This is a genomic window from Segatella copri, from assembly GCF_019249765.2.
Taxonomy (GTDB): Bacteria; Bacteroidota; Bacteroidia; order Bacteroidales; family Bacteroidaceae; genus Prevotella; species Prevotella copri_K.
Window position 1 is genome coordinate 2,174,300 of record NZ_CP152484.1, and the last position, 25,326, is coordinate 2,199,625.

A 25,326-nucleotide genomic window follows, 5' to 3' on the forward strand; every position below is an offset into this window, starting at 1 on the left:
CTTATTTTTTCTCCATTAGATATTCTGCGAAGATTCTTGCAGCACTCTCTACTTTGGCTGCGCAAGGGCGAGACTTGTAATATTCTGCCGTTCTTGCCGAAGCCACATAGCTGGACTGCGCTTTCTCGTGGCCCTTCAAGCCGAGGATTTCGGCACAGATGATACTGCCGTTCTGCTTCTTCGATTTGGCGAGCAAATCCTGCACCACCTTATAGCATGCCGACTTGCCCTCACGGTCATCCCCCTCGGTCTGTCCGCAATCCAAGCCAACGAGCACCACGATGCCCGAAACAGCACCACACATCATTCTCATTCTGCCTACTCCACCACCGAAGCCGGCACCAATGCGCTTCGCCATCTCATCATCAAGACCATATAAATCGGCAAAGGCAGCCACTACCGACTGGCAGCAGCCATAGCCCTGCATAAAGTTATCCACCGCCTGGTGAACACGCGCCTCCAACTCTGGAGTCAATATTTTCTGTTCATTCATCATGTTTAGATTCTTCTATATATAATAATGTAATAGGAGGCGATTAAACCTCATAAAGTTTCATCGTATCCTGTCGGGTAAACGCCAACTCCTTATAGAAATCACGGAGATAGGCCGAAATTTCTGTCTTATCATCCGAAGACACGAAGAGATTCTCGCCCAACCGTCTTTCCAGCGAAGTCAAGCCATCCGAAAGGGTTTCGATTTCACCCTCGTAATCTCTGCCATCATCAGGATTTCTGCGAACACGATGATACTTAATATCTTCGGCAAGCGCATTCTTCATCTCCACGAGTTTTTCTGCGAAAGGAGAAAAGAGTGCACGGATTACGATGCTTCGGATAGCGTCACGCTCCTCAGGTTCCTGCCACAGACAATGGTAGATAGGAAGCAGATCACAAATATCCACCTCTTCTCTATCCTGCATAAAGGCAGAAGTGCGAAGCAAACGGACGATATTCTTCCATCGGCGGTCGCTCACATAGATATTTCTGCGCTCGGCAGCCTCATCCACATTCACGGCTCTCAGAGATTTACGGATGGCGGAAATTGCATCAAGAACCTCCTCCTTCACGCCAATCTTACAGATTTTCTCCGCCCATTCAGCATACTCCTCTGCAGTAATCTTCAAATCAGAAAAATCTGTGGAATCTGTGAAATCTGTGGGACTAGAGAAATCCGTGGGAGCCTCCAGCAGCATCGCCCGGAAATTCTTCTCCAGCTTAATCGGTCTACTCTCTATTCTGATGACAAATCGGTCCCAGAGCGCCTCCAGTCCTTCTCCCTTTGCAGGAAGTTCATTACTGGCAGCCACAAGAAGTTTCAAAGGAAGATGCATTTCGCGATTGCCATTTCTGAAGATTTTCTCATTAATCACCGTGAGGAGCGTGTTCTGGATAGCAGGTCCCGCCTTCCAGATTTCATCCAGGAAAACCACATCGGCAGTAGGCAGATAACCCTCCACCGCACGCTCGTAAGTATCCGAAGTCTTCAGTTTCTGAATGCTCACCGGACCGAAGATTTCATCGGGTGTAGAGAATCGCGACATCAGATACTCAAAGCTCTGAGCCTCCCTGAATGCCGTCTTCAACTGTCTGGCCACCATACTCTTTGCCACACCCGGAGGTCCCAGCAGGATGATACTCTCACCTGCCAGAGCTGCCAGGAGCGAGAGTGATATCTCCGTCTCCTTCTCATAAATTCCCCGGTTCATCTCACCGAGTAATTGTTTGAATCTTTCAAGCATATTCTTACTTTTCTATTCAGAATCGTATAAAGACGAAAAGAAGTTAAGAGATAAAATTCATTATCCCTTAACTTCCTCATATTCTTTTATATAAATAAGGTATGGCTTACTTTACGTTGCCCACCTTAATCAAGTACTCAGCAATCTGAACAGCGTTCAGGGCAGCACCCTTACGAATCTGGTCGCCAGTCAACCACAATGTGTTACCATTGTCATCAGCCAGATCCTTGCGGATACGACCTACATATACATCGTCCTTACCAGCACTCTCCAATGGCATTGGATAAACGTAGTTCTGGGCATCATCCTTTACAGTTACGCCTGGAGCAGCCTCCAAAGCCTTGCGGATGTCCTCTACTGCCAATGGCTTCTCTGTCTCGAACCAAACACTCTCTGAGTGAGAACGGAGTGAAGAAACGCGAACGCAGGTAGCACTGGTGCGAACATCAGAGTGCATAATCTTGCGGGTCTCGTTATACATCTTCATCTCCTCCTTGGTGTAATCGTTAGGAGTCATCTTGTCAATCTGTGGAATGACATTGTATGCCAACTGATGAGGGAACTTATTGATATGCTCAGTCTTACCGGTCTCGATGATATCCTTATACTGCTGCTCAAGTTCAGCCATGGCAGCAGCACCAGCACCTGAAGCACTCTGGTAAGAAGAGATATGAATCTTCTTGATATGGCTCAAGTTATCGATAGGCTTCAACACTACTACCATCATGATGGTGGTACAGTTAGGGTTGGCGATGATGTTGCGAGGGCGGTTCAGGGCATCCTCAGCATTTACCTCAGGCACAACCAGAGGCACGTCGTCGCACATACGGAATGCGCTAGAGTTATCAATCATCACGGCACCATACTTGGTGATAGTCTCGGCAAACTCTTCTGAAGTGCCGCCACCAGCAGATGTGAAAGCAATATCGACATCTTTAAAGTCATCGTTATGCTGCAAAAGTTTGACCTCATAGTCCTTTCCCTTGAAGTTGTATTTTCGTCCGGCAGAACGCTCAGAACCAAACAACACCAAATCATCCATAGGGAAATTTCTCTCAGCAAGGATACGCAGGAATTCCTGTCCTACTGCGCCACTTGCACCAACAATTGCTACTTTCATAATCGAATCTTTTAATTTATAAAGTTGTTATAAGTGTAAACTGTGGAAGAGAAAGCCAGCCTCCTTATCATCTTCATGATTCCTCATTTTCTGATAGCTTCATGATTTCTCATTTTCAGATAGCCGGAAACTGCTTATTTTCTCAAATCCGCTGCAAAGTTAAGACTTTTTCTACAATATCAAGCATAAATTCCCAAAAATTATTGCTTTTTGCTGCAAATTTATCATTTCTGCTTACTTTTCTGCAAGAATATGCAGAAAATTGGAGAAAAATAGTTGCTATTGCGTTTGGCAGTTCAAAAGAAGAATGCAAGCATCCTCATAAAAAATATCAGGAAATCTCTCCTTGGATTATATTCAAGGCACGATAGAGTGCTGGAAAATTGAATTATCTCTCTTGATGAGTCATAATCATCCTCAAAGAGTTCTTGCAATCCTTGCACAAACCATGTTTCATGTAAAAGGTATTCTTGCCATGGGCATCCTGCATCAGGCACTTCGGGTCATTCTTCTTGCAATGCGATAAGCCGCGAGAATGCAGGAATTCATGGATTGTTACTTTCCATAAGTCATCCTTTCGTTTCAATCGGAAGGTTGAAACCACACAGGCGTCACCTGGCCGGAAACTCAATCCCATGATTCCATAGTTGTATTGTCCATGAATAGAAGTAGAGATGTCTCGATGCGTCAAACCTATCGTTACGATTTCATCATTACCTCCATGCTCTTCATGCAACATTTTCAGGATTCCCCCAGCCCAATACCTGTTTCTTGGTTTGTAGAGACATGAGGCAGGTATTTCTTTCTTGTCTCCAACAAACACAGAAGCTTCTAACCAAGCCTTTGGTTTCGTATAGAGAATGATACCCAATTGCTTCACGATTTCTTCTCTCAACTGTTCTGCCTCCTGACGGGAGAAATTTCCCAAAGGCTTTAACTCTATGACATAACCCAATGGAGGATCAGCAGGGAGGCTGTCTCCCATTCCCTCATTGCCATGACTCTGATTTTCATTGGAACAACCTGCTAAAAACAGGATTAAGATTCCAGCTATAAACAGCAATAACTTCTTCATAGAATATTCTTTTTATTTGTATTTTGCATAAATCAATACCGGTCTTCTCTTGGAAGATTCCTTGTATATCTGCATCACTTTCTCCACGCAGCTCCTTGATACAGTAAAGCAGCCACGGCTCTCTGTTCCCAGCGGAATATACTCCTTCTCACCGGAGAATCTTGTCACCTTGCCAGCAGAATGGATCAGGATGCCACGGGCTTCTGCCAGATAATTGCTCTTGTCGAGCCCTCGAAGGCGAACGCAGTTCTTGAACTTCATTCCACCTTTTCCTATCATGACATATCTTCCAAGACTTGTGCATCCACTTCCAGGGTTATTGCTGAACTTTGGTTGGGCTGCTGTATTTCCCTTACCACTTCCATGCATGCAATAGCTGCTCATTACTCTTTTGCCACGCTGCAAGTCATAGATAAAGAACCTCTTCTTACCAGATGGTTTGGAGAAATCCACTAGGATATAGTAATCCGTACTGTATCCTCGTCTGTCGCAATAATCTCTTACTTGTGTCAGGTTCTCACAATCCACCTGATGATACCACTCTTTAGCATCCACCGTATTCTTAAAAAACGGTTTTGTGAACCTATTATAAATAGGTGGAACGAAAAGAACACCGATGACAAGCAGAACCAGTATTCCCAATATGATCAATAACTTCTTCATAATAGTGCAAAAGTAGAAAAAAATAAGCAAGTAATGATGCTATCCATACGTGGATTGTATCAAATACTCGCTTATGTGTATGAAATCATCAATGCCTACAACATCAAGTCCTTGATGGTTGTACCATTCATGAATCTGCTTAAATCTACCCATTCTCCAATACCATGCAAATGTCCGGTTTCTGAATACTGCCAGATATTGCACTTTCCTCTGCCGTCGATAGAGGGTTGTCGGGAGTTATAATTGGCGATGAAGAGATAATAACGATTGAACTTCGCCCCCATCTCCTTATTATAGAAGCTCTCGTTGCTATAGATGATAGGATACTTGCCATAGTGTTTCTTCACCAAGTCAGCAAACACCTGTATGCTATCCTGCAGCTGTCGTCCCTTCCATCTTCCCTGGATGCCTTTCTCCTCCACATCCAATACAGGAATCAAGTCCTGTTCACTCTTCTTCACCATCTTTTGGAAATCCCGGAACTGAACAGTTGCTGAAGAGCCGGCAGACATCAGATGATAAGATCCTACCTTCAACCCATATTTACGAGCCAGTCTGATATTTCGACGATAATGTCGATCCACATATCCCTTACCATGTGTAGCTCTGATATAAACGAACTTGATTCGCTTGTTCTTCGCTATTTCCTTCCACTTGATAACTCCATTGTGTTTCGATACATCAATACCGTCATATCCGCCACGAGTATAAGGTTGCCCTTTCAATCTATCAACGAACACATCAGAATAAGATGAAGCGATGCCCACCCATCGCTTCACCTTATATGGCGACACCACATACATGATTCCCAGACCAATACCAGCCAAAACGACCAGGCTGCCTAAGGAAACCAAAGTATATTTTAATCCTTTCTTCATTATATTTTATCTTTTAGTTGTCTTCAGGGGGCAAAGATAATGAATTTATTTGAAACAGCATAGAAAGTTGGGGGATAAATGTATGAAATGGGGGCCTGGAAGTACGAAACCATCAGGAGTTACTAATTATATTCTTCCCACTCGTTGTTGGAAGCCTCATTATATCCTTTATCATAACCATCTTTGTTTCCCTTTTCAAGGCCCTCCTCATAGCCTTTTTTGTATGCATCTTCAACGTCATCTTCGTAAGAAGAACTTCGAGTAGATTTCTCTTGCAAACATTTCTTTTGCTTATGATCCATTATAAATGTATCAAAAACATCAAGTTCCATTCCACAATAAGGACATTTCCATCTAGAATTTGCATATACACTACTTGGAACTTGCACCGAGCTATTTTCAACTTGTTTCTCTTGTTGCTTTGTCGTTTGTTCATGACAACCAACAAGCAATAGAATACTAAAAAGCAAAAACTTATTCATAATAATATACCATTTTAAAATTTCATATCAAATACATTGACAGTCTATCCTTGGCTAACTTTACCAACCACAAAAATACTTACCTCATAGAGTCCATACATCGGCAGCAGCACCATAATACAAGTAAACAAATCTGGTGGAGTTATGACAGCAGCAACAATACTTATCAAAACAAAAGCATGTCGACGATATTGCTTCATGAACTTAGCTTCTAAAATTCCCATTTTTGCCAAAAATAAAGACAATATAGGCAATTGAAACACCAACCCCATCATAAGTGTCAAGGTAACAAATGTTGAAATATACGAATCTAGATTAATTTGATTCACCACACTTGCAGCAACCTGATATGTTCCCAAGAAACGCAATGCAAATGGAAACAACACAAAGTAACTCATCAATACTCCCAAAATAAACAACAGATATATCGCTATTGCCAGCAACACAGAATATCGACGTTCATCCACGTACAATGCAGGTGCTATATAGCGATACAACTCTATCACAATATAGGGAGAAACCAATAGCAATGCCAAATACACCGATGTTGACACATGAGTCATAAACTGACTCGACAACTCTGTATTAATCAAACGTATTGAATATGGCTCGAAACGAAAATCAATTTCCAACCGTTCGAATACCTCTTCAAGCAGATGAAAAGTAACAAAATGATTGTCACACGGAGCCAACAATAAATGAAACGTAGTATCCTTTAAACAGAAAATAACGACTGTCAAACAAATTGTAATAGCAATGATGCGAAAGAGCATCCTGCGGAACACCTCAAGATGCTCTCCGAAAGTCATCAGATTATCATTCTGATTATTTGCCATTCTCTTCCGTTTGTTTATCGGTTTTATCTACTTTGGATGTAGATGTCTGCTCTGTAGAGTGCATTTGCTGACGAGAGTGAGGTTCATCACTATCTGGATCTGAAATTTCTTTCATTCCATCTTTGAAACTACGTACACCCTGCCCCAATCCTTTCATCATCTCTGGCAATTTTTTACCACCAAAGAGAAGCAACACCAAAGCTGCAATAAGCAGTAATTCCGATGTACCTATCATTAATAATAAATTCACCATAAGCCTTATGCAACCAAATAGATTTCACACGTATCAAAATTGATTTCCCAGTTGCCTCCCTCAATGCTCTCCCATTGATATTTAGCTCCCATTCTATCCCACCAAGATTGGAACTTGGTTCCTGTTTCACCAAGATCTTTCACCAATTTCTCATATAATTCAGCATTGTCTGCCGTTAAAATCTTAGCCAACTCGTTCAAGCCATTACGACGCTCAAACAACTGCTGTATCTCATTCTTTTCTTCAGGTGTAACCTGACCTATCTTTTTTCTTGTAGCCATTATTCTTTATTCTTTTAAAATTTGATTATTCCCTTTCTTTTCTCACATCAAAGGGATCAAGATAATTGATTTCTCTGATATCACGACCCGATAAGAACGTGCCATATTTGCGAATATTTTGCAATAAGTTACGGCTTGCATTCCGCTCCAAATGTCCCATCACACACTGTTCATGACTTGGTGTATTCACCTCGTATGTCATTTTACGGTTCAACCAAATACAACGTTTACATTGATAGGCATCGCATTGACGACAAAGTGGAGCATAATCAAGTTTATACAACTGAGAGTTCTTGATATTCATTCCATTCTGCAAGTCTCCTATACTATAGTTTAAACGCCCCAATGCATCTACTTCATCTGTCAAATAGAATGCTGGACAAATATAGAATTTTCCATCAGGTGCCAATGTAATCGTTGTATCACCAGCACCACAATTATTCATTTTATCAAGCACCATTCTATCCGTCAATAAATTACACTGTACTTTTTTTCCTTTTGAAAAGCTAAGCTCTGCAGCCATAGACAACTTGTTCAAACACTCTTTATACAGAGGGATATCTTTATCCTTAAAGGTTTCTACGTCAGTTATTACAACATTCAGTCGCATTACCTGTTGCAGCAACTCACATACCTTATCCACCTTTGAAAACAACGTAAGCTTATCTATCCGCAAGACATAAGATACTCCATGTCTCAACACGACAGTTTCAGTATCATCAATATCGTTTAAAACGATGACCTCACCATTTCCACCCCTACAAGCCGGCTGAATATTAGTATGATCAATTCGATCTATTACTTCAAGATACTCCTGCGGTAACTTATGACAAGGATAAACAAATTGAATGTTCAGGTTCTCCTTCATCGCAAAAACGATACCTGCCTTCAATGTTTCAATAGGCATCAAGTTACTTTCCTTTGAATCATTTGAATAATGACAGAAAGATACTGATGTATCATCCAATAATATCACGAGATATTGCATCATTTCTCACCTCCTTCCCTTTCGAGTTTACGATAGAGCTTATTCCAATAATAATTGTTAGCTCTGACTCTTGCCTTATGCATCTTACAGATAGCTATTGAACGTTGAAATACAGTTGGAGTGTCTGCAGCATCATAATTTTCTCCTTGACACCAAGCGCAACCTGACGCCACATTACAATCAATACATTCCAGTGTAGATTGAGTACATCTATCCAATGTCAAAAATGGACGAAGTTTATTTTTGTCTATGCCATCACGAACATTACCTATAACCCAAGCTTTCTTATTACGAAGAGAATACTGAGCAAATCGGGTACACGGATAGAATGTTCCTTCAGCATCTACAGCAAGCATCTGACCTGCCCCACACCAGTTTTGATTGTTAGTAATGCAATCTAATGGTTTTCCTATGTGCTCCATAAAAAAAGAGCAAGCATTGTCCTTATATAAATCTTCCTCTATGATTGCGTCAGCTAATTCTATCAGTTGATTCTCAAACAGGATATCATCTCCTTGCTTCCATACATTCTCGAACACACAGTTTATGTTTACCTCATGGATTCCCAATGAATATAGATGGAGCACACTTTCTTTTATATAAGGTATGTCTGCACTACTTATTGTCACTTTTGTACCTGCGCCAGGGAATTGCTCTAACCACAAAGGGATATTCTTGACAACATCATCGTAAGACCCTTTCTCGTCTTCTGTTTTAGGCAACATCCCTTGCTCCATCTCCTTGGCCTTCCAAATGCGATTGAGGTCATGCTTACGTTTAGTTCCGTCAATAGTGATACCAATACTCAAATGAGAATGATTCTTCTTAATGAATTTTTGTACTTTTTCTGAACTATAATTAATGCCATTCGTTGAGAAAGAAAAACGAAAAGAGTTGAACCAATGATGATTTCTGCGATACATCTCGACTTTAAGATAGTCACATATTTTGTCTATCAAGTCAATCTCCAAGAATGGTTCTCCACCAATGAAGTCCCATATCACACTTTCCTCTTTCATATCCTCCTCATGATCGAGAATATAGTCAATAGCAGCCTTTGCTATCTCCCAAGACATACGTTCTTTCGTATTTTTTCCTATAAGATAGCAATACTTACAAGCTAATTGGCAATCCTTCGTAACAATGAAAGTAATGTTCTTTGCCATTCCAGATTGCCACTCTTCTCTTCGTTCTTTAATTCCATCCATAATTAATAAGATACAAATATAGCACCACCCGAACAACCACGAGAACAGCCTAACCCACAACGACCACTACATGTTCCCGTACAATCCCCACGACAATTACCGCTACAGCCACGACTACAACCGCCAGTACAGGTTGACAAACAATTGTTTCCACAATTATAATAACACTGATTTTGGCAATCCATACCACAACTTTGCGCACAACCTATAGAACATTCTGTAACACAAGATTGAGCACATCCTTGCCCACAACCACTGCCACATGAGCTTGTACACTCTCGTGAACATCCACCAGAGCAGCCATTTTCACAACTACCCTTGCATCCCTTACATTGACCTTTACAACCATTTGTACATGTTGTTGTACAAAGACCATAGCAAGAGCCATTACAAGATTGAGGAGCCTCTTCACTCACAAACTCATGTGCCATAATACTACCAGGAAGCATCATGCATCCGAGTATGGGCAAAACACTTTTGGCTGCATTCTTAAAGAATTCACGCCTTGATTGAATTTTATTATTCATATATTATATTCATTTTAAAGAAATTGCCATTTTCCAAAATTGATACCAACTCCTACTTTATCAAAGAAAATATTATATACTTGAGGTTTCCTTTTATAAGGCTTAACTCTAATGGTAGCATTTCTTACAATTCTTTTGACAGGACGTTCTCCCATAGCTTTTTTCGTAATAAACGCTGCTCTTTTGCTTTTCTTAAAAATCTCATAGATATCAGAGTAATCATCACTAATATAAAACTCTACCTTACCAGTATATTCATACCATTCTCCTGATTTTATATGTTTTTTTTTAGACTTTTTATCAGGGCTTTTAAATTCATCCAAAGAAACCTTAAAGAAATAATCCCAAGGTCCTTCATTTTGTTGATATATAACAAAACTACTATATGAACCAGAGAATATTACATCATCACCCAGTGATAGCCATTCACTCCAATAGCCATCAAAATAAGCACAAATCTGTCTTGTGTTCATAACTTTATACATATAAGCTTGCAATGCTAGTTGCATTGCATTCTGGTTTGTATGACATCTAGCATTAATACATAAAGAACAGAACAGCAAGTTCAATATAAACAAAATTTTCTTCATAAAATTATAATATTAATATTTTACACAAAAAGAACGCCTAAAAAGGCAAAAAATAGCAAAATAGAGCATTTGGTTTGAGTTTCAAGTGGTTGTGGCAGTCGTTGGCTTTAGTTGGCAGTGACAAGGAAATGAGGAAAAAGCAGATTAGAGAAGTAGAAACGCTTTCAAATCATTACCCAATGGAAACGCCCTAATAAGCATTTTTAACGGTGGCGGTTCAATCTGTAACTACTCAGCACCCCTATAGAAAACTTCTCGTTAATAAAGCATAAACTTGATTTTGCTTATTTTCTTCATCATTACAAACTTTTTAATGATTGAGTCGATGAGGACGTAGGCTGTTTAAAACAGTTCATTTAACGAGTTCTTTTCCGATGATGCCTCCAACATGTCTCCTTTGTCTATTATCGCCTTTCAACAGATTATCTGCCAGGAGATGCGTTTTTGCATTCCCCGTAAGTCAAAAGTCTGCGTTAATGGATGTAAATCGTGATTTTGCCATGTGGAGAAAAATGCTTATCTTTGCACCAAAAAAATGGCAAGCGACTGTACTGACATAGATGTTGTTTTGCGCCAGATAAACCAGCGTCTGCGCAAACTTGAGAAGTCCGACTCCGAGAAGACTGAGGAGATCGGACGCCTCAACCGTGTCATTAACCAGAAGGACGTGGAGATACATAATCTAAAGACAGAACTTGCTTCCACAAAGGCAGAACTTGCCGTTGCTAAAGAGCGCATCAAGGAACTCGAGGGAGCTGATGACGATACATCAAGTACACCAGGAAAGCCCGAGAAAAACAGCAGTAACAGCAGTATCCCTCCATCCCAAGAAAGTATCGCTTCCCGTGAGCTGCGCAGGACAAAGTCTCTTCGCAAGCCAAGCGGAAAGCCGAGCGGTGGACAGCCTGGCCACAAGGGTCACACACTGCAGACTATAGCAGAACCAGACGTAATTGTAAAGCACGAACCAGTCTATTGTAAATGCTGTGGTCGGCTCTTGATTGATATACCATGCCAGAAGATCCGTAAGACACAAATTGTTGATATCAAGGTGGTCGTAGAGACCTGCGAGGAACAGTATTACGAGAAGGTCTGTGAATGCGGTTGCGTAAACAACTGCGAAGCTCCCAACTGTCGTATCAAGTATGGTGACAACCTCCGTGCACTGGTGACATACCTTAATGTAGTGCAGTGTATTCCGTTCAAAAGGATTGCAGAACTTATATCCGACCTGTCCGGCCAGAATATAAGTGACTAAAGTTTCGCAAGTGAAAATTCACAAGCGTGATTTAACGTAATTTTGGAATAAAAAAGGCTCTGAAGTTTGTATAACTCACAGAAAATGAGTATCTTTATAATCGCTAAACAATAAAGATAAAACTTCAAAGCCGTGAGCAAAGATACAAAAATTATTTCAGATCTGCGAAGCTTTTTCGCAAAAAATGACGATAATCGTGCAATTAAGTGCATTATGGGTGTGATGGAACATATAAATATACGCTCCAGCCAGATTGGAGTAGAGAAGAAAGAGAACTGCAAGTTCACCACTTTGCAGGTACTCAACCTCCTCATGCTCTTCCCGTTCTTCGTAGTCAAGAATGCGAGTCGATACTCCAACTCGTCCTTGAGTAAATTGTTCAATTGTGATAAAGACATGTTCTATCGTTTTATGAATGATGGCAATGTCAAGTGGCGCAAGTTACTATATGCAATGAATCTTCAGCTGATAAAGAAGATATCAAGCAGCACAACTGTTCATCATGACAAGCCGGTTTGTTTGATTATTGATGATACTGATGCACCTAAGACTGGTATGACGACCGAACTCATAGGAAGAATCTGGTCTCATGTTCATCAAAAGAGCATCCTTGGTTATAAGTGTCTGACCATGATGTTGTCCGATGGCGTTAGCCAGCTCTTTCTCGATTTCTCTCTTCATGGTGAGGAGGGAAAGGACAAGCAAAAGGTTCAGGGACTTACTGCTAAGCAACGCAAAGCTCGCTATACCGAGGACCACGAAGGGCAAGCGGTAAAAGATCGTGTGGATGAATATCTGATGAAGAAGACAGACAAGGCCATAGATATGGTCAAGTATGCCATCAAGCGAGGTGTTCGCTTTGATTACTTGCTCGTAGATAGCTGGTTTACAAACACTAAGCTTGTGCGTTTCATTTCCAGCAGACATATCAAGTGTCACCTGTTGGGCATGATTAAACTGGGCAAAACCAACTATGCAACGAAGCATGGCAAGATGAATGCCAAGCAAATCATCAAGCACCTGCAAAAGGAGAAGGCATGCAAACACAACAAAATACTTCGCTGTACCTATTGTACAATGGACGTTAAGTTGGATGGTGTGCCAGTCCGTTTGTTCTTTTGCAAGCGAGGACGCAAGGGAAACTGGAATGGGTTGTTGACCACAGACCTTTCTCTTAGCTTCCTTGAAGCGTATCGTATTTATGCCAGACGATGGGCTACCGAAGTTGCATACAAGGATTGCAAGACCTTGCTGAACTTTGGTAAATGCCAGTCTGTACATTTTGCCGCTCAAATTGCTAGCTTCACTTTGACAATGATGCAGTATAACATCTTGTGTACAGTGAAGAGATTTGAAGCGTATGAAACCATCGGTGGTCTCTTTACAGAGGTTACCAATGACACTCTCGAGTTGTCCGTAACGGACAAGATATGGGCTATCATTTTGGACTTCGTTCTGGAAGCAGCAGAGCGTTACTCTATAGATGCTACAGAGTTGCTGGCAGATTTCATCGAAAGTAATCCTGTTGCCCATACGCTGCGTAATATGTATATTTATAAACAAGCAAGTTGATATTTATTCACTTGCGAAACTTCAGTAAGTGAGGGTACAGTGCAGAACATACTCAAAGAGAATAGCGGCAAGGCAGACTGTGCATATGAGGAAATACGCAAGAGGCTGGAAACAGCGTCTGTCGTAGGAGCCGATGAAACTGGTGCTACGGTAGGAAAGCATCTGCATTGGAACTGGATATTCCAGAACGACCTGCTTACATACGTGTTCCAGTCAGAATCGCGAGGTCAGAAGGCCATAGATTCCAGGTTTCCAAAGGGACTTCCCTATTCGACACTTGTGACTGACAGACATCAGAGCTACTTCAAGATGAATGTTAAGGACCATCAGGTCTGCCTGGCTCATCTTCTTAGGAATGCAGAGTATCTGAACGAACTGGATCCAAACCAGAACTGGTCACGGAGATTCATCCATCTGATAGAACACTCTATAAATCTCAGAAGAGAGGACAACATTACCTCTAGAAAGATAAAGGTACTGAAGACAAAGATGAAGAACCTCTTGGGTGAAAGCCTCACGCATTTAGATAACGAGTTTGAGAAATTCAAGAGGGGTATCCTTAAAGTCAAAGACTACCTATTTACCTTTCTCTCCAATCCAAGTGTGCCTTACGAGAACAATGCCAGTGAGCGGGGAGTTAGGAAAATCAAGATAAAGCAGAAAGTCAGCGGTTGCTTCCGAACAGACAGCGGTGCCGATGATTTTGCCAAGTTGCACTCCATTGCTGAAACTGCTATGAAGAACGGAAATTCTAAATTCAATGCAATTCTTGCTGTAGTACAACAGTAAGACGATTACTCATGCCCATAGGGGTGCTGAGTAGTTACTTCAATCTTCTCCATTCTGCGTAAGTTTTGGTTTTGCCATGCAACTCTCATAGTTTAATTTTGCACCGAACAAAAAAGTAAGAATTATGAGATGCACTTTCAAGACAGTCTTCTATGTAAATGGAAGCAAGGAGAGAAATGGAATTGTCCCAATCATGGGGCGAGTGACAATCAACGGAACAATCGCACAGTTCAGTTGCAAGCAGAGCGTGACCAAGGCTATCTGGGATGCCAAGGGCAACAGAGCCATTGGCAAGAGCAAGGAAGCCAAGGAGGTGAACTTTGCGCTTGACAACATCAAGGCTCAAATCGCCAAGCATTACCAGCGACTTTCCGACCGTGAGGCGTTCGTTACTGCTGAAATGGTGAGAAACGCCTATCAAGGCATAGGCACCGAATACGAGACCTTGCTCAGAGCTTTCGACAAGGAGAACGCAGCCTTTGCCAAACGTGTAGGCAAGGACAGAGCCAAGAACACTTACAACAAGTATCTTGTGGTGAGAAAGTACGTTGCCGAGTTCATCAAGTATCAGTACAAGCGCAGCGATATGTCCATGAATGAGCTTACCGAGGAGTTTATCCGTGACTATTGCCTTTACTTGAAAAATGTGGTAGGGCTTGCGCAGTCCTCCATTTGGATTTACTCCATACCTCTGAAACATATCGTCACGGCGGCACACTACAACGGCAAGATACCGAGAAATCCGTTTGCCATGTACCACGTTGATCCAGACCACAAGGAACGTGAGTTCTTGACCTTGGACGAGCTTACCGCCATGACTGAGATAAAGTTGGAAGACCCCAACATGGCATTTGCGAGAGACCTTTTTATCTTTGGCAGTTGGACAGGTATAGCTTTCATCGACATCAAGAACTTGACGGAAGATAACATCAGCATGGTAAACGGTGCTCCTTGGATAGTGTCCAAGCGTCAGAAGACAGGCGTACCGTTCCAAATCAAGCTGATGGATATTCCCATGCAGATTGTTGAGAGATACAAGTCTTTCAGAAAAGACAACCACTTGTTCAATATCGGTAATCTTGACAGCATTAACAAGCGCATCAAGAAAGTTGCTGCAATGTGTGGTATAAAGAAGCATGTATCATTTCATGTCTCACGTCATAGTTGGGCTGTTTTAGCCTTGGAGTATGGTATGCCGATAGAGAGCGTGAGCAAGATTCTTGGTCACACGAATATCACCACAACACAGATATACGCCAAGGTGACAAGCACAAAACTTGACCATGACATATCTGTCTTTGAAAGTCGAATCAAGGGGCATTTGCCTGTAATGGGAGGAATGGCATGAAACGGACTGTAATCACCGTGGATGGCAATGGAAGGCTTTCAATTCCGTCCAACTTGGAGGACTTGTGGATGAGTGAGAGTGAGTTGATTGATATGCTTTATATCACTGCCCCGAAACTCAATGCTGTGATACGAGCTATATATAAAGAAGGTATGTTGTCTATGTCGGAAGTCCAACGAAGGGAAGAACTTTCCAAGGGTATTTGGCAAACGTTGTATGGATTCCCTATGGTTGTTGCCATTTGCTTCCGTCTAAACTCTAATGGTGCGGCACAACTTCGTGATGCCATCATCAAGAGATTGTACGGAGCAAAAGAGAAAACAAACATTGTCTTGCAACTATATTGAGGGACTAATTCCTTTAGTTGAGAATGGTCGCTTTTTTGACGCTTCGATGATTCGCTGTCGTATTGACTTATTGACGTACTGATTCATTGTCGTATGGAAGTGCAGTTGCAATTTGATAAAGAAGTATCCATGCAAAGAAGTGTGTAAGCATATATGCATTGATGCCATACGTTTTACATTTTTATCGTATGACATATAAAACGTATGACATGCAGGAATACATTTTTGTTCATCCCGAGGAATGGCATTCAAGGAAAACTCATTCTTCGGGATTTTTTTCGTTTTCATCCTTTAGCATAAAGAAAATGAGCCGTTCCTTGGAGGCTTTGCGCCTCCAGCCACTGGGCGAACCTCCGCAGTGTTTTCAATGGTATTAGATTTACTCTTGCCAAAACATGGTGTCCATAAAGACACAGCAAGGTATGTTTCGAGTTACTCGAAACCTTTTGGGTTACTCCCAAAGACCTTGCCATAAATGGATGTATTTCTCTCCAAAGTTGAGAAATAATAAAAACTTTATTTTATAACACCTGTTTTGTTAGGTTTACATTGTTAATTTAACTGAGCAAACACACTCTCTTCCCCTCAGTTGATAATTATACGTGAAGGTGTTGACGGAATTATAGATAGTGTATGCATATTGTCGTTGATTCAAAATGTTCCTGATGTCAAAAGAAATCTTCATGGCTTTCTTCCTATATGACAACCCCATATCGAGCAAACTCATTGTCTTTGACACATCTTTCGTCAATTCATTCTTTACAATGTCAGCAGAAGTGTCGAATGTAAAGCCATCGAATGGCATGAGTTTCAATGACACTTTGTGTTGTTGGCTCAGATAGCTGTTATTCTGACACTCCGTGGAAAGATAAGTTTTGGCAAACATTCCGTTATAAGCCAACTCCACATACTTGCAAGGCTGTGAAGTCAGATATGGGGAGAATGCCCAACTCTTCCAAGTGTATTCCTGCTGAAAATCATTCTGCAAAGTCGTTTGTCGTTTCCATTGGTAGCCACCATTCAAGGAAATCTTTGTCTTGATGGGTTCTATAAATTTAGTGACACCAACTTGCCCCATAAAACTTCTACCTGTATTTGGGACATATATCTTCGACATCGTGATGAGAGTAGAACTTGCATCTTGACTCATCAGTAAGTTGTTCTTTTCCTGATTATATAGAAAGTCTGCATTGAAGAACCACATTTTCAGTGGTATCTTATAGTCGTAATGCAATGAGGCGTTCAAACTCTTGTTGTCCGCCAAGATACCAGAGCCAACCTTCAGCGAGGTGTCATTGAATCTGACGGGTGTTTTCAAGAAATCCAAAATGTCCCCAAAGGTGCGAGCATAGAATATGTTGGTGCGAAGTACCGAGCGAGAAGTTACCTTATAGTTGCAATATACGCTAGGACAAACAGAATAATACCAAGAACCAGACGATGCGCTTTCCAAGTTGTCCTTATGGCTTATATAGTCTATGCGCATAGGTATTTCCAATCGGAAGACATATTTATATTGAGGATGTGAGTACTCATATTGTGGTACCAGAGCCATTCTGAGATTCTGCATATTCACATCATTGCTCTCGTCTGTAGGGTGCAGGCTTGTTTGCACCTTATCCATATAATAATTCAGCAATATTGGTAAATAAATACGAGAATAGAGATGCTTCTTAGACATTGAGAGAGTATTCTCTGTACGAAAACTTCTTCCATTGGCATTTTGTATCACATTATCGGTAATTTCCTTGTTAAGAGTTATCTTTCCCATAGGAGAACCTTGATACGACATGATAGACGTAACCGCCCAACACAAATCCTTGTGATGCCACAAGGTAGAGAACTTGTTGTTCACATAAAACTCTCTCATGGTCTGCTTCTGGTTAAAGAGAGAACCGTTCTCTTTAGTAGGCAATTCTGATGTCAGAAAAGAACCTGTGCTCGACAGTGTGTTGCTAAGATAAGTCTTTTCTGAGTTGTCCTTGTATTCCAACTGGATGCTTGGGCGATGTATGGTTGATAGGGAAGAATACTCTTGGGCGATAATGACATTGTTATCCGCATCCGCATAACTTCTCGTCAAGCTATAGTCGTACTGACTTTTGGCATAGCTATACCCGATATTACCTTTTAGGGTAACATCCTTTCTTATCTTTCTCAATATGTTGAATGACAATAATCTATCTGTTGGTGAGGCATATCTGTCAACTTCAATAGGAGGAGTGGAAGCGGAAATGTTCTCTAATAAATTAGACAACGTAGATAATGTCTCTTTGTTGTCAAAGTGATTCGTCCCATCAGTCAATGCAAACTGATTGATATTGCCTGCTTTTAGCGAAGCCATCATTTGAAAGTTGGATTTGAAAAGCATACCGGCACCATTGATTTCATATAAGGTGTGTTTGCCTGCCCCTAATGACACTCCATAAGAGCCTACAGGCTTAAACTTTGCCTTGTTGCTCATGTTCACATTGATAGCCACGTTGTCTGAGAATACATCTTTGTTGGCTTTTACGGCTTGGTGGTTACTCAACACTTGGACAGAGTTGACAAAAGAAGCGGGTATATTGGTAGTGGCAATGTTGTATCGTCCACCCAACAAATCCATGCCATTGATATAGAAGTTAGAAATCTCCTTGCCCAGATATTTGATAGAACCTTTGTCGCCTACTTCAATGCCAGGGAGTTTCTTCATGGCATCTTTCAGCGTATAGTCATTCTTTCCGATATACGAGGCTAAGTTGTATGACAAAGTATCCCCTCGTTGGTAGATGGCTGGAGCTTTTACAACAACCTCTTTTAGGTCTGTGGTCTTTTCCTTTAGATTGAAGTTGCACTCTTGTGAGACATTCTTGATTTCTCTTTTGGTTTTCTCGTATCCGATGGCTTCGGCAGTGATGAATAGCTGCTTGGCATCTGACTTTAGTGTTATCTTATAAGTTCCATTTTCTGATGTTCTCGCAAAGCCAAGAGTAGCCTTATCGGCATTTACTCTTACGATGACACCTTCCAAAGCCGTGCCAATGGTGTCACGCACTATTCCTGTAACTACACTTTGGGCAAAAGTGCAGTTACAGAGACAAGCTAACATCATCAAAATTAGAAATCTTCTCATATTTATCAATCTCTTTGTTTACTTCAATTCGAGAGGAACATATCCATTAGGGCGCACTCTCAGTACCACACCATTGACCAAGGCACTATGCCCACCATCCTCATATTTCTGAATAGTCATCTCGCTGATGGATTCTGCAGGAATGTTGCCCATAGGATTTTGCTCAAACTTATTCTTCGCCTTGACAAACTGTTCCCTCGAAGTCTTGATGGTATTGGTGTAAGGCTTGAAGTTCATAGGGGTGCTTGATTTACGGAAAGTTATAGCATTGAACTTATGTATGCCTTCTGAATCCTTTGCTGCCAATACCAAGCCTGGCAAACCACAAAGTTTCCATGGTCCAAAGGATGTTGGTATCTCCGTGGAATACCAAACAGTCCAAGTTCTTCCACCATATTCTCCAACAGCTTTCTGACAGGTGTAACCACAGATCGTGTCAATGCCCTCGCTCAGATTCCAATTTATGGGATTGGCACTTTCCGTATAGCTGTAGTAGTTTGGCGTGATTACGCTATAAACGGTCAGTTTGCCCTTAGGCACATTTTGAGAGACTGATTGGTCGAAAAGCAAATCATTTCTCTTTTCCCGTGTCTTGAACTTTTGAATCTCTGATTCTGGCGCTTTGCAAGCAATGGCTGAGTCTGCTTGAAACGCAGTGTAATCAGAGAACATAGCTGAGTTTCTGCCAATTTGAAGAATGGTAGAAGTGGCATCAGAAGAGCCTTTGTCATTCTTCATTTGGTACTCGTAGATGCATTCGTATTCATCTACGGAAGAGGAACTCGTTTTCTGCCCGAATGTCTCTGATGTTAGGCAGATGGCGGTTATCAATAAAACAATCTTTTTCATATCCTTTGTCTTTATTGTTGATACTAATGTTATTTCTCTTGGCTTATTGGGCAATTCATAAATGCGGAAGAGTCAACTTTGGGATTAGAATTATACTTCACGAATAAAAGTGACTCGCAGTTTCCAAATGCTCTATATCCGATTTTCTGCAAAGATGCAGGGAGATTGATGCCTTTAAGGTTAATGCATCGGGCAAAGGCAAAATCGGAGATCTCTCTCAAATTGTTCGGAAAGACTATGCGTTCCAAGTTCTTGCAACCAGAAAATGCACGGTCGTTAATTACTTCTAGTTGATTCTTGAATACAAGGGCCTTTATGCCTTCGCAACAAGTGAAAGCCAGTCTTCCTATTTTGCTCACATGTTCAGGTATCACGGATATGCAGACCTTATTACAATCCCAAAATGTCCATTCACCGATTTCTTGCAAACTGTCCGGCAAGACGCTAAGCTCTAATTGATGGTCCATATTGAATGCACTATTGCCGATATACCTCACTGTGTTTGGCATCTTTACGGTTTGAAGATTCTCACAAGTATTGAAAGCTCGTTTTTCTATAATCAGCAAATTGTCGGGAAGGATGACTTGCTTGATGTACTTATTCATTTCAAAAGCCATTTCTCCTATTACTTTTACATCCTTAAGCTCTTGGATGTTATTGAAATCCACAACAGAGTCTTTTCCTTCCCATTTCACAAGGCGAGTTCCATATTGTGAATCTTCTACCGTAAAATGGCTCTTTCCTTTTGCCAATGAAAGTGTTGGTAACCAACAAAGGCATAGCAGAAATAGTACAGCAACAGAAATCTTACTTTTTATCATAATCTTCTATTTTTAGTGTTCTTTATATTCAAAGACGAAAGAATGATAAAAGGGTAAACTACTTTTTCCAATATTTTTCAGCCATAGGCTGTAGCCTTTCTCTTATCACCTCCATTACAGTATCGAAATCAAGAGCCTCTTTCCATTGAATCTTTTTTAGGAAAGCTTTCCAACGGGTTATGCGTGCTACATCTGTCGCAAAACCTTCTGTGAACAACTGCAATTCGGGATTGTATGTAAGACCTCGATTGTCGAAAGTCGCCTTGACAGCATCATACAACGTATCATCATCCAAGTCTCTCTTTGTCAAGAGTTGGTAGCAGTCGAAGAAATCTTTCATGCGACTATTGAGCACATCACGGTCTATCATCGTATGAAATTTCTCGGCGACAACAGTCTCCAAGGAATATGCCTGTATGTTCACAGATGGAATGTCTGGCAAAAGCAATGGGAAATCAATGGTTGTGGGATATGGAGTAACAACATCACCAAAACCAATGTCAACAGACATGTTGTAAGAAATGGTATCCATGTGGGCAGTAAAGTAGAATCTGGTGCCAGGATATTTCTTTTCGACAGTGATAGGTTCTAACTGGATGCTGTCAATGTCAAACGACACTCCATCCTCATCGCATACAATACCCAAGATTTCTTGGAACACATGCGCAAGGAAATCCCTGTCACGGCTGATTCTATCTGCCATAAAGTCAACATCTACCGTAGGACGTGCCTCAAGTCCATTCATGGCATAAAGCAAAGAGCCTCCCTTCAACAAGAAGTTGTCCTTGTATTGACTAACAGATACTCTGTAAAGCAACCTTTCGTTAAAGTATCTTGCCAAGAGATACATATATTTATAACCTGTTTTATTCATTAGATTGAGCAAACGTGTCTTTACAGACTTGCCGTAGTTTTTCCTTCCCATTTTATTCTATTGCTATTTCAAGATAATTTTTTAATGTATTAAACACTCTGAGGCGTTGGGCGTAATCCTGCAAACGAGTGAGATTGCGGTTTGGCTTTTTCAGATAGGAGCGTATCACTTCAGCACAAATATCTAATCCCAATTTATTCCTGTATTTTACAGCATCGCAAACACTTCGCTCCATATCGGTAATACGAACATGATACCCTGAAATTTCTGCATCCATAATGCCGAACTCCAAGTTCTCCTTCTTCCAATAATACAGCTCTATCGGAAGCATATCTGGTATCACCACCTTCCGCTTGTTGGCGATAGCAATGCAAAAGGCTGGTGGTACTGTTGTTGAAAGCTGATGGTAAGCCCAGGCGTTATATAGACATACAATGCCATTGGGTACAATCCGCTCCACATCAATCATTGTATTAAGCAAAGCATCGGGAACGGCATATATGCCATGACGCAACTTTATCAAGTCGCCACGCTCCTTAGCTCTCAACAGTCGTTTATACTCTGACAGATGAGATATATCAGTAGTGGAGATAATGCCACCAAGTGCTGCTACTTTGCAAATTATATTGTTCATTTCACCTCTTATTAAATGTTATTACAGCTGCAAAAATACAATAAATTTCAAGAATACGGTAAGATTCTACGGATAATTTCATAAAATGCCGTACATTTTTGCATATTTTCAGAGTCCTAATTATATTTGAGATGATAATAAACTCTAAAAAACATGCAACAATGCAGTATTCTAAATTTAAAATTGTATTTTTGCCACCAAGATGACAAAGAGTTGTTTGACAATCAAACGTATGCAAATTGTAGAAATTAGAACCGTTGCTAAATCATTACCTCCATTGAGGTGAAAAACTCATAAATCGCTCATTCTAAGCTATTCGGCAGATTTTAGCGTAATTTTTTCCAAAAATACATTTCACATCCCTTTACTTAGTTAAAGGAATAGTCAAAAACAAATGAACCTTTCTGATTTTTCATATCATTTCATTTAGTCATTATACTCATAACTTTTCACAATCTCCTTTACAAATTCCTTCACAAGTCTATATTCCAAATATCCTTTAGAAGAAACTTTCTGTCGATTATTCTTGTCATTGATAACCAAAAACTTATCCTCTTTAATAAGAATACCATGTACGAATGAGTTTCGTAAATGGCGACAAAAGTCTAAAACCTGTGAACGTTTCTTGGTAAAAAACAATGTAAATTTAGCATAGTCAGTGATCGTAGCTATATCTTTTTGTTTTACATATCTAACATGGCACTTCACCTTATGCTCATAAAGTTCAAAAGCTGCTTTAAAACGGCTTTTAAACTCTTCATTCTTCACGTTTGCCTTTATTTCTTTTTCAAAAATAAAGGCAAACTTTGCAAAAGATGTCATATCATTCTGTAACCCATTGTACATCATACTTATTCTTTTTAAATTCAACATTCAAGAACAAGCAAAAAAGCGTGGGACTATTGCCTATTACTGGGATAGAGGTTGTGGAAGGACCCGTCTGCAAGTAATATAGCAATAGCCCACGCCATAAGATATATCGCTACCTTTCCCTTGAGTGAAAGGTACAATAATCCATATGCGTGAGCCGAATTGCATATTATCATTGCAGACTTTGAAACTTCCACATTCCTATCTCGCAAGATAACGCTCAATACGCTCATTCTTTCGAGTCTTCATCGCAGCCGTTCTTTTCCGTCTGCTCCAACTCTGACCGCAAAAGTAAGCAATATTCTTGATACTGCCAAACTTTTAGCGATGTTTTTTATCCCGAAGGACAAAAAAGGCATTGAACACTGCCATTGCCGAGAGAAAAATACTTCCACATTTCTATTCCGTGACAACAATTCAATGCCCTATACCTATATACCATCCCTTACGAAAAGGTAAACAACCAGTTACGATTATTTTTTAGTTATCGTTCCTTTTCTCGTATTTACAGAGAAATTACCGAGTGATGACTTAACCTGATACACACCATTCTTGGCACTCACCAGCTTTGCCGACATTCCCATAAAGCTGACGCCGCCGTCCTTCTTCTCAATGGTGTACTTTCCGAAAGGAGTAGCTACGATGATGTGGCGCTTGGTGTTTTCAACTACACCATACACTGTACCGGATGGTGCCTGCTTTACCTGCTCGGCTACGCTCTTTACGGCATTTGCCACATCGGTGTTGTTACTCTTTGCAAAACTGGTTGTGGTGACAGCTACTACCATCATCAACGAAATCATAATCTTCTTCATACCTTATTATATATAAAAAGGGTTATACTTCATGTTCCTCGTTCCACGATTTTTTCTTTTCTACCGCTTCCCGATTACGAGCGCAAAAGTAAGAAGATTATTTCTATCAGCCAAATATCTAAACCTACCTTGTATGAAATGCCATTCTATATGTATCAAATGACAAAGAGGAGGCGTCATAAGTCTAAATTACAGTTGGCGCATAACAGTTGACCTACGCATGCACATCACCTGCAGGGCGGACGCATCAAAATGCGTTCGCCTCCAAAAGTTTTGACAGGTAATTTTCGTCCCAGCCAGCTTTCATTCTTTTTAAGTTGAGACTTCCCTTGATCGTTTTATCCTTTTTAAGGATGGACAAAGCAATCTTAGTAATAGTAGAGAAGTTCCTTGCTGCATTTTTCACCTTTCTACTTTCGTCTTCTCTAAAGGTAAAGTCTAATTGCCAGTGCAAATTATTCTCTATTCCCCAGTGCTTTCTTATTGCATTGGCGATTCCCTCAGGCCTTTCATTTCCTAGGGAAGTTACGTAGTACCTGTTTTCCTCGGAAGTTTCACCTGTTGAAACGATAGTTCTTCGTGACAGAATGCCAACAATAGATTTTAGCCCTTCAAATTTGTTCTTGAACATTTTTTGAGTAGTGCTGCCATAACTCACCACTATACATTTCCTTTCTTCTAATCTGCCATGCCCTCTGTCAAAGGAAGTATGCTTTGAAACTATACCCTGATAGTCACGATCAGTGTATTCGGCTATGATATCCTTTGCAAAATCATAGCTTGTCTTTTGATTTTTCTTCAATGCAATAATATAATCTCCGTTTCCCTCTCTTATTTTCTTGGTTATAGAGGTTTGGCATCCCATGGCATCAATCGTTACAATGGTGTCTTTTAAGTCTATTGCGCTAAGCAACTTTGGTACAACGGTGATTTCGTTAGTCTTGTCGCCCACCTTCTCTTGAGCCAGAGAGATATTGTTATCAGAAGACCATGCCGACACAATCCACATGCGAAAATCATCTTTGCCCAATGTGTGCTCTGAATCGCATTTGCTGGAGCCACGCATTAACTTGCCGTCAATGGCTACTATGCCTTTGACCTCACCAACAATTTCCTTGACCCAATCGCGAAAAATTTGTTCAAAGCCCTTTGGGTCAAATATAGAGAAGAAACGATTGAAGGTGTCATGGCTTGGAATGTGCTCCAAACCTACCAAACGAGATTTGAAGAACTCCTTCTTAGTTCTTCCAAACTCAGCAATATCATCCCATGTTTGACATCCAGCCAGTACTGCTGCTATGGTAATATAGATAATATGTTCCATTTTATGAACAGTTCGTCCTGTGACTCTTGGGTCTGGAATTTGTTTAGATAACTTAATTATGCTCATTTTG

Annotated in this window: 25 protein-coding genes and 2 pseudogenes; 5 read left to right on the forward strand and 22 right to left on the reverse strand. The window is 40.7% G+C overall.

Annotated elements, in window-relative coordinates; genetic code table 11:
* Position 1 precedes the first annotated feature (1 nt).
* From KUA46_RS09460 to KUA46_RS09525, 14 genes and pseudogenes are all read right to left on the reverse strand, one after another.
* Entirely contained in the window at positions 2-496 is a 495-nt protein-coding gene (locus tag KUA46_RS09460; protein ID WP_153084284.1) for a C-GCAxxG-C-C family protein, read from the reverse strand.
* A 217-nt stretch (positions 497-713) separates the two neighbouring features.
* Positions 714-1,739 (reverse strand): annotated as a pseudogene (locus KUA46_RS09465) (AAA family ATPase); the annotation flags it as partial.
* Positions 1,740-1,845: 106 nt separating this feature from the next.
* Positions 1,846-2,859, reverse strand: a complete 1,014-nt coding sequence (locus KUA46_RS09470) for an aspartate-semialdehyde dehydrogenase (RefSeq protein WP_006848280.1) — start codon at positions 2,857-2,859, stop codon at positions 1,846-1,848.
* 388 nt (positions 2,860-3,247) lie between these two features.
* Positions 3,248-3,934 carry a hypothetical protein gene (locus KUA46_RS09475; RefSeq protein WP_218487512.1) on the reverse strand — a complete coding sequence of 229 codons (687 nt, stop codon included), beginning with the start codon at positions 3,932-3,934 and terminating at the stop codon, positions 3,248-3,250.
* Positions 3,935-3,946: 12 nt separating this feature from the next.
* Positions 3,947-4,597 (reverse strand): murein L,D-transpeptidase catalytic domain-containing protein, encoded by a 651-nt coding sequence (locus KUA46_RS09480; RefSeq protein ID WP_218487511.1) that lies wholly within the window; start codon positions 4,595-4,597, stop codon positions 3,947-3,949.
* 95 nt (positions 4,598-4,692) lie between these two features.
* Positions 4,693-5,475, reverse strand: coding sequence for a glycoside hydrolase family 25 protein (locus KUA46_RS09485; RefSeq protein ID WP_218487510.1), 783 nt, complete (start codon positions 5,473-5,475; stop codon positions 4,693-4,695).
* Positions 5,476-5,597: 122 nt separating this feature from the next.
* Positions 5,598-5,957, reverse strand: a complete 360-nt coding sequence (locus KUA46_RS09490) for a hypothetical protein (RefSeq protein WP_218487509.1) — start codon at positions 5,955-5,957, stop codon at positions 5,598-5,600.
* A gap of 44 nt (positions 5,958-6,001) precedes the next feature.
* A complete protein-coding gene (gene tatC, locus KUA46_RS09495) occupies positions 6,002-6,793 on the reverse strand; it encodes a twin-arginine translocase subunit TatC (RefSeq protein ID WP_119237012.1) in 792 nt (263 codons plus the stop codon).
* Positions 6,783-7,046: a Sec-independent protein translocase subunit TatA/TatB gene (locus tag KUA46_RS09500; RefSeq protein ID WP_228115256.1), complete on the reverse strand. Its 264-nt coding sequence runs from the start codon at positions 7,044-7,046 to the stop codon at positions 6,783-6,785. The genes tatC and KUA46_RS09500 overlap by 11 nt, the downstream gene beginning before the upstream one ends.
* A gap of 5 nt (positions 7,047-7,051) precedes the next feature.
* On the reverse strand, positions 7,052-7,327 hold the full coding sequence (locus KUA46_RS09505; protein WP_118063970.1) for a CXXX repeat peptide modification system protein: 276 nt from the start codon (positions 7,325-7,327) through the stop codon (positions 7,052-7,054).
* A 25-nt stretch (positions 7,328-7,352) separates the two neighbouring features.
* Complete coding sequence (locus KUA46_RS09510; protein WP_218487508.1) at positions 7,353-8,318, reverse strand: CXXX repeat peptide maturase; 966 nt, start codon at positions 8,316-8,318, stop codon at positions 7,353-7,355.
* Complete coding sequence (locus KUA46_RS09515; RefSeq protein ID WP_218487507.1) at positions 8,315-9,523, reverse strand: radical SAM peptide maturase, CXXX-repeat target family; 1,209 nt, start codon at positions 9,521-9,523, stop codon at positions 8,315-8,317. Before KUA46_RS09515 ends, KUA46_RS09510 begins: the two co-directional genes overlap by 4 nt.
* A gap of 205 nt (positions 9,524-9,728) precedes the next feature.
* The gene (locus KUA46_RS09520) at positions 9,729-9,872 is read right to left on the reverse strand and encodes a hypothetical protein (RefSeq protein ID WP_153092852.1); all 144 of its coding nucleotides are present in this window, start codon (positions 9,870-9,872) and stop codon (positions 9,729-9,731) included.
* 192 nt (positions 9,873-10,064) lie between these two features.
* Positions 10,065-10,523, reverse strand: a complete 459-nt coding sequence (locus KUA46_RS09525; RefSeq protein WP_153119525.1) for a hypothetical protein — start codon at positions 10,521-10,523, stop codon at positions 10,065-10,067.
* 652 nt (positions 10,524-11,175) lie between these two features.
* Here KUA46_RS09525 and KUA46_RS09530 point away from each other — a divergent pair.
* The 5 genes and pseudogenes from KUA46_RS09530 to KUA46_RS09550 all read left to right on the forward strand — a co-directional run bounded on the left by KUA46_RS09530 (position 11,176) and on the right by KUA46_RS09550 (position 15,954).
* Positions 11,176-11,898: a hypothetical protein gene (locus KUA46_RS09530; RefSeq protein ID WP_434725788.1), complete on the forward strand. Its 723-nt coding sequence runs from the start codon at positions 11,176-11,178 to the stop codon at positions 11,896-11,898.
* Positions 11,899-12,030: 132 nt separating this feature from the next.
* Positions 12,031-13,470 (forward strand): IS4 family transposase, encoded by a 1,440-nt coding sequence (locus KUA46_RS09535; RefSeq protein ID WP_420377651.1) that lies wholly within the window; start codon positions 12,031-12,033, stop codon positions 13,468-13,470.
* A 21-nt stretch (positions 13,471-13,491) separates the two neighbouring features.
* A pseudogene (locus KUA46_RS09540) lies at positions 13,492-14,259 on the forward strand (IS66 family transposase); the annotation flags it as partial.
* A 124-nt stretch (positions 14,260-14,383) separates the two neighbouring features.
* Positions 14,384-15,607 (forward strand): site-specific integrase, encoded by a 1,224-nt coding sequence (locus KUA46_RS09545; RefSeq protein ID WP_118163903.1) that lies wholly within the window; start codon positions 14,384-14,386, stop codon positions 15,605-15,607.
* Positions 15,604-15,954 carry a hypothetical protein gene (locus KUA46_RS09550; RefSeq protein ID WP_218487944.1) on the forward strand — a complete coding sequence of 117 codons (351 nt, stop codon included), beginning with the start codon at positions 15,604-15,606 and terminating at the stop codon, positions 15,952-15,954. The genes KUA46_RS09545 and KUA46_RS09550 overlap by 4 nt, the downstream gene beginning before the upstream one ends.
* A 544-nt stretch (positions 15,955-16,498) precedes the next feature.
* Here KUA46_RS09550 and KUA46_RS09555 read toward each other — a convergent pair.
* From KUA46_RS09555 to KUA46_RS09590, 8 genes are all read right to left on the reverse strand, one after another.
* Positions 16,499-19,069, reverse strand: coding sequence for a carboxypeptidase-like regulatory domain-containing protein (locus KUA46_RS09555; protein WP_256625112.1), 2,571 nt, complete (start codon positions 19,067-19,069; stop codon positions 16,499-16,501).
* 18 nt (positions 19,070-19,087) lie between these two features.
* Positions 19,088-19,918 carry a GLPGLI family protein gene (locus tag KUA46_RS09560; protein WP_218487943.1) on the reverse strand — a complete coding sequence of 277 codons (831 nt, stop codon included), beginning with the start codon at positions 19,916-19,918 and terminating at the stop codon, positions 19,088-19,090.
* 29 nt (positions 19,919-19,947) lie between these two features.
* Positions 19,948-20,739, reverse strand: a complete 792-nt coding sequence (locus KUA46_RS09565) for a leucine-rich repeat domain-containing protein (protein WP_022253092.1) — start codon at positions 20,737-20,739, stop codon at positions 19,948-19,950.
* Between the two features lie 58 nt (positions 20,740-20,797).
* Positions 20,798-21,664: a nucleotidyl transferase AbiEii/AbiGii toxin family protein gene (locus tag KUA46_RS09570; protein ID WP_218487942.1), complete on the reverse strand. Its 867-nt coding sequence runs from the start codon at positions 21,662-21,664 to the stop codon at positions 20,798-20,800.
* A 1-nt stretch (position 21,665) separates the two neighbouring features.
* Positions 21,666-22,247: a type IV toxin-antitoxin system AbiEi family antitoxin domain-containing protein gene (locus tag KUA46_RS09575; protein ID WP_218487941.1), complete on the reverse strand. Its 582-nt coding sequence runs from the start codon at positions 22,245-22,247 to the stop codon at positions 21,666-21,668.
* Positions 22,248-22,673: 426 nt separating this feature from the next.
* Entirely contained in the window at positions 22,674-23,069 is a 396-nt protein-coding gene (locus KUA46_RS09580) for a hypothetical protein (protein ID WP_434725789.1), read from the reverse strand.
* 521 nt (positions 23,070-23,590) lie between these two features.
* Complete coding sequence (locus KUA46_RS09585; RefSeq protein WP_218487939.1) at positions 23,591-23,932, reverse strand: hypothetical protein; 342 nt, start codon at positions 23,930-23,932, stop codon at positions 23,591-23,593.
* Between the two features lie 247 nt (positions 23,933-24,179).
* Positions 24,180-25,322, reverse strand: coding sequence for an ISAs1 family transposase (locus KUA46_RS09590; RefSeq protein WP_211421283.1), 1,143 nt, complete (start codon positions 25,320-25,322; stop codon positions 24,180-24,182).
* Positions 25,323-25,326 lie beyond the last annotated feature (4 nt).

Bases quoted from the DNA above. Each gene is read 5' to 3' on its own strand.
- KUA46_RS09520 (WP_153092852.1), bottom strand. From the start codon at position 9,872: ATGGTTGTAAAGGTCAATGTAAGGGATGCAAGGGTAGTTGTGAAAATG.
- KUA46_RS09475 (WP_218487512.1), bottom strand. From the start codon at position 3,934: ATGAAGAAGTTATTGCTGTTTATAGCTGGAATCTTAATCCTGTTTTTA.
- KUA46_RS09570 (WP_218487942.1), bottom strand. From the start codon at position 21,664: ATGGGAAGGAAAAACTACGGCAAGTCTGTAAAGACACGTTTGCTCAAT.
- KUA46_RS09590 (WP_211421283.1), bottom strand. From the start codon at position 25,322: ATGAGCATAATTAAGTTATCTAAACAAATTCCAGACCCAAGAGTCACA.
- KUA46_RS09510 (WP_218487508.1), bottom strand. From the start codon at position 8,318: ATGATGCAATATCTCGTGATATTATTGGATGATACATCAGTATCTTTC.
- KUA46_RS09560 (WP_218487943.1), bottom strand. From the start codon at position 19,918: ATGAAAAAGATTGTTTTATTGATAACCGCCATCTGCCTAACATCAGAG.
- KUA46_RS09555 (WP_256625112.1), bottom strand. From the start codon at position 19,069: ATGAGAAGATTTCTAATTTTGATGATGTTAGCTTGTCTCTGTAACTGC.
- KUA46_RS09565 (WP_022253092.1), bottom strand. From the start codon at position 20,739: ATGATAAAAAGTAAGATTTCTGTTGCTGTACTATTTCTGCTATGCCTT.
- KUA46_RS09550 (WP_218487944.1), top strand. From the start codon at position 15,604: ATGAAACGGACTGTAATCACCGTGGATGGCAATGGAAGGCTTTCAATT.
- KUA46_RS09530 (WP_434725788.1), top strand. From the start codon at position 11,176: ATGGCAAGCGACTGTACTGACATAGATGTTGTTTTGCGCCAGATAAAC.
- KUA46_RS09490 (WP_218487509.1), bottom strand. From the start codon at position 5,957: ATGAATAAGTTTTTGCTTTTTAGTATTCTATTGCTTGTTGGTTGTCAT.
- KUA46_RS09470 (WP_006848280.1), bottom strand. From the start codon at position 2,859: ATGAAAGTAGCAATTGTTGGTGCAAGTGGCGCAGTAGGACAGGAATTC.
- tatC (WP_119237012.1), bottom strand. From the start codon at position 6,793: ATGGCAAATAATCAGAATGATAATCTGATGACTTTCGGAGAGCATCTT.
- KUA46_RS09505 (WP_118063970.1), bottom strand. From the start codon at position 7,327: ATGGCTACAAGAAAAAAGATAGGTCAGGTTACACCTGAAGAAAAGAAT.
- KUA46_RS09575 (WP_218487941.1), bottom strand. From the start codon at position 22,247: ATGAACAATATAATTTGCAAAGTAGCAGCACTTGGTGGCATTATCTCC.
- KUA46_RS09525 (WP_153119525.1), bottom strand. From the start codon at position 10,523: ATGAACACAAGACAGATTTGTGCTTATTTTGATGGCTATTGGAGTGAA.
- KUA46_RS09500 (WP_228115256.1), bottom strand. From the start codon at position 7,046: ATGGTGAATTTATTATTAATGATAGGTACATCGGAATTACTGCTTATT.
- KUA46_RS09585 (WP_218487939.1), bottom strand. From the start codon at position 23,932: ATGAAGAAGATTATGATTTCGTTGATGATGGTAGTAGCTGTCACCACA.
- KUA46_RS09580 (WP_434725789.1), bottom strand. From the start codon at position 23,069: ATGACATCTTTTGCAAAGTTTGCCTTTATTTTTGAAAAAGAAATAAAG.
- KUA46_RS09460 (WP_153084284.1), bottom strand. From the start codon at position 496: ATGATGAATGAACAGAAAATATTGACTCCAGAGTTGGAGGCGCGTGTT.
- KUA46_RS09545 (WP_118163903.1), top strand. From the start codon at position 14,384: ATGAGATGCACTTTCAAGACAGTCTTCTATGTAAATGGAAGCAAGGAG.
- KUA46_RS09485 (WP_218487510.1), bottom strand. From the start codon at position 5,475: ATGAAGAAAGGATTAAAATATACTTTGGTTTCCTTAGGCAGCCTGGTC.
- KUA46_RS09480 (WP_218487511.1), bottom strand. From the start codon at position 4,597: ATGAAGAAGTTATTGATCATATTGGGAATACTGGTTCTGCTTGTCATC.
- KUA46_RS09515 (WP_218487507.1), bottom strand. From the start codon at position 9,523: ATGGATGGAATTAAAGAACGAAGAGAAGAGTGGCAATCTGGAATGGCA.